This is a genomic window from Cytophagia bacterium CHB2, from assembly GCA_030263535.1.
Taxonomy (GTDB): Bacteria; Zhuqueibacterota; Zhuqueibacteria; order Zhuqueibacterales; family Zhuqueibacteraceae; genus Coneutiohabitans.
The window spans coordinates 1-7,878 of the sequence record SZPB01000306.1 but is presented as its reverse complement, the minus strand read 5'-3'; the positions used below and the strand labels follow the sequence as shown (position 1 = coordinate 7,878).

8 protein-coding genes are annotated in these 7,878 nt (G+C 53.5%); all 8 read left to right on the top strand.

Translation table 11 applies throughout. The annotated features are described in order from the left end of the window. On the top strand, positions 1-1,058 hold a 1,058-nt coding region (locus FBQ85_22890), incomplete at its 5' end, for an aldehyde dehydrogenase family protein (GenBank protein MDL1877990.1). Positions 1,059-1,227: 169 nt separating this feature from the next. Then, entirely contained in the window at positions 1,228-1,503 is a 276-nt protein-coding gene (locus tag FBQ85_22885; protein ID MDL1877989.1) for a hypothetical protein, read from the top strand. A gap of 101 nt (positions 1,504-1,604) precedes the next feature. Further along, positions 1,605-1,931 (top strand): hypothetical protein, encoded by a 327-nt coding sequence (locus tag FBQ85_22880; protein MDL1877988.1) that lies wholly within the window; start codon positions 1,605-1,607, stop codon positions 1,929-1,931. Continuing rightward, positions 1,928-2,311 (top strand): hypothetical protein, encoded by a 384-nt coding sequence (locus FBQ85_22875; protein MDL1877987.1) that lies wholly within the window; start codon positions 1,928-1,930, stop codon positions 2,309-2,311. The genes FBQ85_22880 and FBQ85_22875 overlap by 4 nt, the downstream gene beginning before the upstream one ends. A 23-nt stretch (positions 2,312-2,334) precedes the next feature. Further along, positions 2,335-4,176 carry a DUF1566 domain-containing protein gene (locus tag FBQ85_22870; protein MDL1877986.1) on the top strand — a complete coding sequence of 614 codons (1,842 nt, stop codon included), beginning with the start codon at positions 2,335-2,337 and terminating at the stop codon, positions 4,174-4,176. Between the two features lie 120 nt (positions 4,177-4,296). Next, a complete protein-coding gene (locus tag FBQ85_22865; GenBank protein MDL1877985.1) occupies positions 4,297-4,701 on the top strand; it encodes a four helix bundle protein in 405 nt (134 codons plus the stop codon). A 299-nt stretch (positions 4,702-5,000) separates the two neighbouring features. After that, positions 5,001-6,476, top strand: a complete 1,476-nt coding sequence (locus tag FBQ85_22860; GenBank protein ID MDL1877984.1) for a reverse transcriptase — start codon at positions 5,001-5,003, stop codon at positions 6,474-6,476. Positions 6,477-6,492: 16 nt separating this feature from the next. After that, positions 6,493-7,878: DUF1566 domain-containing protein (locus tag FBQ85_22855; GenBank protein ID MDL1877983.1), on the top strand; the 1,386-nt coding region annotated here is incomplete at its 3' end.

The window sequence follows — 7,878 nt, the reverse complement described above, 5'->3', positions numbered from 1 at the left end:
ACAACGAGCTGGTTTATATTCCGCTGGGCGTCGGCGTGGTGATTCCGCCGTGGAATTTTCCGCTGGCCATTCTTACCGGCATGGCGAGCGCGGCGATCGTCACCGGCAACACGGTGTTGCTCAAACCCGCGAGCGACACGCCTGCCATCGGTTATCGCCTCGTGGAAATTTTTCAGGAAGCGGGCTTGCCGCCGGGCGTGCTGAATTATATTCCCGGCAGCGGCAGCGAGATTGGCGATTATCTCGTGGCGCATCCGAAAACGCGTTTTATCTCCTTCACCGGCTCAAAGGAAGTAGGGTTGCATATCAACGAACTCGCCGCAAAACCGCAGAAAGGCCAAATTTGGATTAAGCGCATCGTCGCGGAAATGGGCGGAAAAGACGCCATCATCGTTGATGAAGATGCCGATCTCGCGGCGGCAGTCGAGGGCGTGGCCCTGAGCGCCTTCGGTTTTCAGGGGCAAAAATGCAGCGCCTGCTCGCGCGCCATCATTCACACCAAGCTTTATGATGAATTTGCTGAACGCCTGGTCGAACGCACGCGCAAGATCACTCTCGGCCCGGTGAAAAATCCCGCCAACTGGATGGGCGCGGTGATCAATGCCGCGGCCCAGGAGAAGACGATGCAGTACATCGCAATCGGCAAGCAGGAAGGCAAACTCATTTGCGGCGGCGAGCAGGGTCCGGACAGCGGTTACTTCATTCAGCCGACGATTTTCCGCGACGTTGCGGCGAACGCGCGCATTGCCTGCGAGGAAATTTTTGCGCCCGTGCTGGCGCTGGTGAAAGCGAAAGATTTCTCGCATGCCATCGACATTGCCAACGCCAGCGAGTACGGCCTGACCGGCGCGGTGTACACGCGCGACCGCGACAAAATCGCGCGCGCGAAACGCGATTTTCATTGCGGCAATCTTTATATCAACCGCAAATGCACCGGCGCGCTGGTGGGCGGCAATCCCTTTGGCGGTTTCAACATGAGCGGCACGGACTCCAAAGCCGGCGGCCGCGATTATTTGCTGTTGTTCCTGCAAGCCAAATCGATTTCAGAGAAGTTATGAGGCATTAACCGCCCGGGCGCTTTGTTTCGTGAATAATTGCTAACGAACGGCGACAGCTCAGAAGATAGCGCCCGGGCGGTGGTTCCCGTCTGAATTCGCAAAGTTGCATTGCAGTCGGACAATGTGTATCTTTCCGCCGCAACGATTCTACCAACTCTGGAGGCCGTACATGACTAAAGTGATTCTACAAACCGATAGTGCGTGGACCCGCAAAAAGATTGAATCAGCCATTGATTCGGAAAAAACGCTTTTGCAAAGAGCGCTGCGAAAAACCGAGGAAAAAATCAAAGCGTTTGAACAAAAGCACGGCAACCTGGATCGGGCGTCGCTGTACGGTAAGATTGACGATATGGAGTTATTGGAGTGGGAGGGAGAGATCGAAGTTTCGCAAAAACTGAGGGAACAACTCGCTTCGTTTCAGGAGATAACGATTGAATATCAATGACTTTTCCTGATGCTTGACTTTCTAAATGTTCATAAATACCTTGCGGCGCAATCGTTCGCTTCCTGGAATAGTATTCCATTCACGCAGGAGAGTCTTTGACCATGTCTCCGAATGTTGCTAAAATCGTTGCTCCGCTGGTAAACAACGGGCTTTATGAAAATGCCGAGGCCGCCGTAAAGGATCTGATGGCGCATCACATTCTTCACCAAATCGAGCACTATCGCGCCATTGTCGCGAAATTCGAAGAGAAATACGGCATGCGTTATTCGCAGTTTACGGCCTATTTGCAGGAACGTGCAAAACAGCTTGCTGGTCAGCCTGCACTGCATAAAAAATTCATGCTGGAGGAAGAGGACGCTTTGGACTGGAAAATTGCGACGGAGATGCTGGAAAGCTGGTTGGGCCTGAGGGGGAAAAGCGCCGCGTGAATAACCTGAGCACATTGCTGGCCGAGCTTATTTCCCGGCTCGAAAATTCCGGCTTTTGTGAAAATACAAGGATTGTCGAAACCGCTTTTTTCTCCATCAGCCAATTCTCCTGCAAAATTAGGGCAACCATCTTTTCCACTTTTACCTTGCAAATCCGGCTTTACTGCAATCAAGAGCATTGGGACTATTCCTACCAGGTTTTTGATGAAGAGCCGTTGTGCCGTTGGGACAACAAAGAACACTTTCCGGAATTGAGCAACTATCCCCATCACTTTCACACAAAAGACGGCAAGGTTGTCGCGTCGCCCCTAACCGGCGATCCTCATCAAGATTTAAATCTTGTTCTGGATGAATTGGCGAGGCTCTTCGCCAGCAAATAATTTCTGCCCGGTCGAAAAATTCCATGCCGCCTGACTCAACCACTTTCTTGCAGCTTCTTCTCGATCCCCAGCACTGGACGCCCGCCACGATTTTCACCGCGATTGGCGCGCTCGCGGCGGTGGCAGCCGCCTGGTTCGCGTACCTGCCGATTCTACAGCAGCGCCGCACGCAGCGCCTGCTCGAAAAAAGTTTCGGTTCGGATCTCTACTCGCCGGAAACCATCGAACGTTCCACGCGCTACTACATTCCACCCAATTGCTCCAGCGTCGATCCGGCGCAGGAAGCGGAAATCCGCCAGGTTGTGGCCACCAAAGAAAAGCTTTTCGACGTCATCAACGAACATCTTGCCAAAGAGAGTCCGAATCGCCACCTGCTTTTGCTGGCGGATTCCGGCATGGGCAAATCTTCGTTCGTGCTGAATTATTATGCTCGCAACCAACGCTTGCGCCAACGCCAGCGCTTGGCCGTGGTGCCGCTCGGCATTCCGGATGCAGATGAATACATTGCCAAAATTGACAATAAGCGCGACACGGTGATTTTCCTCGATGCCTTCGACGAAGACACCAAAGCCATCAAAGATCATCACGCACGTTTGCTGGAGTTGATGCATGCCTGCCGCCAGTTCAAGCGTGTGTTGATTACCTGCCGCACGCAGTTCTTCCCGCGCGATGAAGAGATTCCGCGCGAAACCGGCATTGCGCGCGTAGGCCCGCGCAAAGCAGGCGAAGGCGCAACTTACGAATTTTGGAAGCTCTATCTCTCGCCGTTGAGCGACGAACAAGTGCAGGCGTATCTGCGCAAGCGCTATCGCTGGTCGCGGCGCAAACGCCGGCAGGCCAACGAACTGGTAAAAAAGATTCCCCTGCTCAGCGTGCGGCCCATGCTGCTCGCGTATATCCCCGATTTGTTGGAAAGCGGCGCCAAGATCGAATATGCCTTTCAGCTTTATGAAGTGTTGGTGGAAAAATGGCTGGAGCGTGAGAGCCGCTGGGTGAAGCCGGAGGATTTAAGGCAATTTTCCGAACGCCTGGCGGTCGATCTTTACCGCAACAGCGAGCGCCGCGGCGCGGAACGCATTCTACGCGCCGAGCTTACCGAACTGGCGAAGGCCTGGAACATCCCGCTTGACGAGTGGCAGCTCAGCGGTCGCTCTCTGCTGAATCGCGACGCCGAGGGACACTACAAATTTGCCCACCGCTCGATTTTGGAATATTTGTTCGTTAAGCGTTTGCTGAACAACGACAGGGGCTGCCACGGCCTGGCGTTGACGGATCTCATGAAAACATTTTTGCACGAAACCCTCGCGCATTATCGAGGTCTTGGGCAACTGTTTCAGTTGAAACCCACGCCGGAGATTCGCGAGATTCTCTGGAAAATGCTTCGTTCAAAGCCATTGCCGCACTTGACGGCTGAAGAAGCGAAGGCGATGATAAAATTGTATGATTTTTTTGATAGTAGTTACAACAATAGCTGTAAGGGAGTTACGCATCGTTATGAAACGCTCGATCACAAAGGTGAAAAAATCGTGTTGGATCACGCTACCGGCCTCATGTGGCAGCAGTCAGGTGCGTCTGAATACATGTCTTTTGAGAAAGCTAAAAAGTATCAACAAAGTTCGAATAGCAAACGTTTTGCCGGATTTGATGATTGGCGCCTGCCCACTTTGGAAGAAGCAATGTCTCTGATGGAACGCGAAAAGAAGAACGGCGATTTGTATATCGATCCCGTATTTGATCGCACACAACGTTATATTTGGACCTCTGATAAGTTCAGCGAGTCGTCGTGTTGGGTTGCCTATTTCATCTTCGGTAATTGCCTCAATCAGCCCGTGGACGACGGTTACTATGTTCGGTTAGTTCGCTGAGGGCAATCGATTATTCGGCTATTTGAGTCATTCGACCATTTTCTTTTGCTGTTGCAGTTGCTTTTAAAAAGCGATCCCTGCAGCGGTAGAGAGACCTCGAAAAATTTTTTGGAAAGCCCCATGGCGCAGTACGAACACCTGCCCATCTACAAAAAAGCCTACGATCTGCTGCTTTATTTTGAAAAGATCGTACACAGCTTTAGCCGGTATCACAAATACACCCACGGCACGGAACTGCGCCGGCAAATGCGCGAGGTGTTGCGCCTCATTCGCCTTGCCAACGACGCCGAGGAGAAAGCGCCGGTGCTTTTGAAAAACCGTGAATTGTTGGAAGATTTAAAACTCACGATTCGCGTGTGCAAAGACGTGAAAGCGTTTCAGAATTTCAATTCGTTTCAATACAGCATCAACGAGGTGGTGAGCCTTTGCAAGCAGAACGAAGGCTGGCTGAAACACACGCTGGAACAAAGCAGCCGGCCAGAATCCTCTTCCCGCACCGGCGGAAAGCAGGAGCGCGCCCATTGATGATTGTGCACCCCGGCCACCCCGTTTCACCGGGGTATTCGCAAGCCGGCAATCCTACTTTCGCGAAAGCGAGGCTGGATTGGACGAGGGTTTCGTAGCCCTGCTTCCTTGCCGGGCACTGTTGAGCCACAGAACGCCGTGGCAGAAGCAGCCGCCCACGAGGGGCGGGGACTACGGCCGCAAGCGCCGGGGCAAGCGAGTCGTCGTGTTGGGTTGCCAATTTCAACAACGGTAATTGCAACAATCAACACGTGGACAACAATAACTATGTTCGGTTAGTTCGCTGAGGAGAATCATCGTTGCTATTCGAATTCCCGCAGATGTACCGCGCGTATCTGGCTTGCCGCCGCACCAAGCGGAACAAGCCGAGCGCGCTGGCCTTCGAGCTGAATCATGAGGAAAACCTCGTGCAGCTTGCGGCAGAGCTGCGGGAGCAGCGTTATCAGCCCGGCGCTTCGATCTGCTTCTACACGAAAAAACCGAAGGCGCGGGAAATCTTCGCCGCGGCATTTCGTGATCGCATCGTTCACCATCTCGTTTATGCTGCGCTCGCGCCGGTGTGGGAGCGCGTGTTCATTCATCACTCTTATGCCTGCCGTCCCGGCAAGGGCACGCACGCCGCGGCCAAGGCTTTGCAACGTTTCCTGCGCCAGATCACCGGCAACGGCGCGCGATGCGCCTATTTTCTGAAAATGGACGTTAAAAATTTTTTCATGACCATCGACCGGCGCAAGCTGTTCGAAATGCTGGCCAACCGCTGCCCGGATCCCGGGCTGCTTTGGCTTTTGCGCACCGTGGTTTTTCATGATCCGACCTTGAATTATGAATTGCAGGATCGCAAAAACCTGCGCTTCGCTCTGCCGCCGCATAAGTCACTCTTTCATGCGCAACCGTTCTGCGGGCTGCCCATCGGCAATCTCACCAGCCAGTTTTTTGCCAATGTTTATCTCAATGCCCTCGATCAATTTGTCAAGCACGAGTTGAAGTGCCGTTACTATTTGCGCTACGTCGATGACTTCGTTCTGTTGGCCGCCAGCCTGGAGCAACTGCGGGCCTGGCAAGCAGAGATTACGCGCTTTTTGGCAGAACATCTCGCGCTCGCGATCAACTCCCGGGCGACCCGTCTCGCGCCGGTGAGCGGCGGGGTGGATTTCGCGGGCTTCATCGTGCGTCCGGGTTACATGCTGGTGCGCCGCCGGGTGCTCGGCAATTTGAAAGAAAAATTGCGGCAGGCGCGCCGGCAACTCGTCGCCGCAACGCCGGGGTATCACGCTTATCGCTTTCACGAGGAAACGTTGGAGGCCTGCCGCGCCACGCTCAATTCCGCCCTCGCCCATTTTCAACATGCGCAATCACGGCGTTGCCTGGGAAGGCTCTGGCAAAAATTCGCTTGGCTGGAACGCTTTTTTGTGGTATCCTCGCGGAAAGCCGCGCGCCGCGACGAGCCGCTGCGCCGCAAATCGAGGTTGAGAATGCAAGTGCTCTGGCTCAAGCAGGCGTTCAAACAGCATGTCGTAATCGTGCAGATCGGCCGCTACTACGAAGCCTTCGACGCGAGCGCGGAAGTTTTGTCCCCAGCCGCGGGTTTGCGCTTAAACCAGAATTGGCGCGGCTTTGCCTGCGGCTGCGGCTTTCCGCAAACGCTGCTGGCGGCCGTATTGGCAAAGCTCAAAAAGCAAAAGCTGCCGGTGGTGATCGCACACGAAACCGGGCGCGAAGCCCAACACGCCAAGCAGCGCGCATTGAGCATGATTATTGAATATCCCACGAATTAACCCAAGGGGCGGAAACGTGCCTTTCAACGACGGAAAACTCTGCTTCGTGCTCATGCCGTTTCGTAAAGAGCTGAAAACGGTTTACACCGAGGCCATCAAAACCGCGTGCGACAAAGCCGGCTTCAAGGCCGTGCGCGCGGATGAGTTGATCGGGCCGTTCAATATCCACCGCGATATTATCGAATACATTTTCAGCAGCGACGCCATCATCGCGGATTTGACCGATTGGAACCCCAACGTGTTTTATGAATTGGGCGTGGCGCACGCGGTTGCGAACAAAACCATCATGATCGTGCAGAAGGGACAAGAGCTGCCCTTCGACATTCACAACTACCGCTGTATTGCCTATGATTTGAGCGAGCCCGGGTTGCGCGCCCTGGCCTATCAAGTCGGGGAATACCTCGAGCATCTGGAAGCCTGGAGCAAGCGGCCGACAAACCCGGTGCAGGAATTCAAGCGTGAGGATCTTTTCATTACTCCGCGGCAAGCTGAAAACCTGCGGCGCGAATTGCGGCGGCAAGAAGAGCAACTCAAGAATGCCGTACCCAAAGCCGAATTGGAACGCGTGCAGCAGGAATTGCAGAGCAAAGAAGCGCGGTTGCGAGAAAGCGTTCCCAAAGCCGAGGTTCTGCGGTTGCAAAAGGCTTTACAGGAAAAAGAAGCGGCTTTCGTGAACAGTATTCCGAAATCGGAATGGCAAACGAGCCAGAAAAGGGCACAGGAGCTTGGACAGCGCAATGAAACGCTGCGGCGCGAGAATGAAGCTTTGCGCGTGCAGAACGCTCAACCGCCGGCTCAAGGCTATGATAAGCGCCGCGTGCAGTTGGTGGTGGCCTTGTTGGCGGTCGCGACCATAATTTTGGCAACGCAAGTTTTTAAAGCGGCGGAACCATTTTCAGAAAAGCCTTCTTCCGCCCAACGCATGGCACCGCTTCAATCCGAAGAGAAAAAAGACAATCCCGCGATTATGCTGCGCCGTTCACCCTGGTTGCGTGCGACTCCGGCAACGCTGAACGGCGATCAAGTTAAAAACATGCTTGGTGCTAAAGGTTTTTATGATAAGAATATGAATGAAAGCGGCGCAGGGATCAAGAATGATTTTGAGTTGAAAGTTATTACTGGCGATTCGCTGGTACTCGACCATGAAACCGGTTTAATATGGCAACAATCCGGTTCGCTGAATTATATTACCTATGCCGCAGCGGAACAATTTGTGCGCGACGTGAATAATAGAGGCTTTGGCGGGTTTACAAATTGGCGTCTGCTAACATTGGAAGAGGCGATGTCTCTGATGGAAGGCGAAAAGAAGAACGGCAATTTATATATCGATCCCGTATTTGATCGCACGCAAAGTTGGATTTGGACTTCCGATAAATCTAGCGAGTCGTCGTGTTGGGTTGCC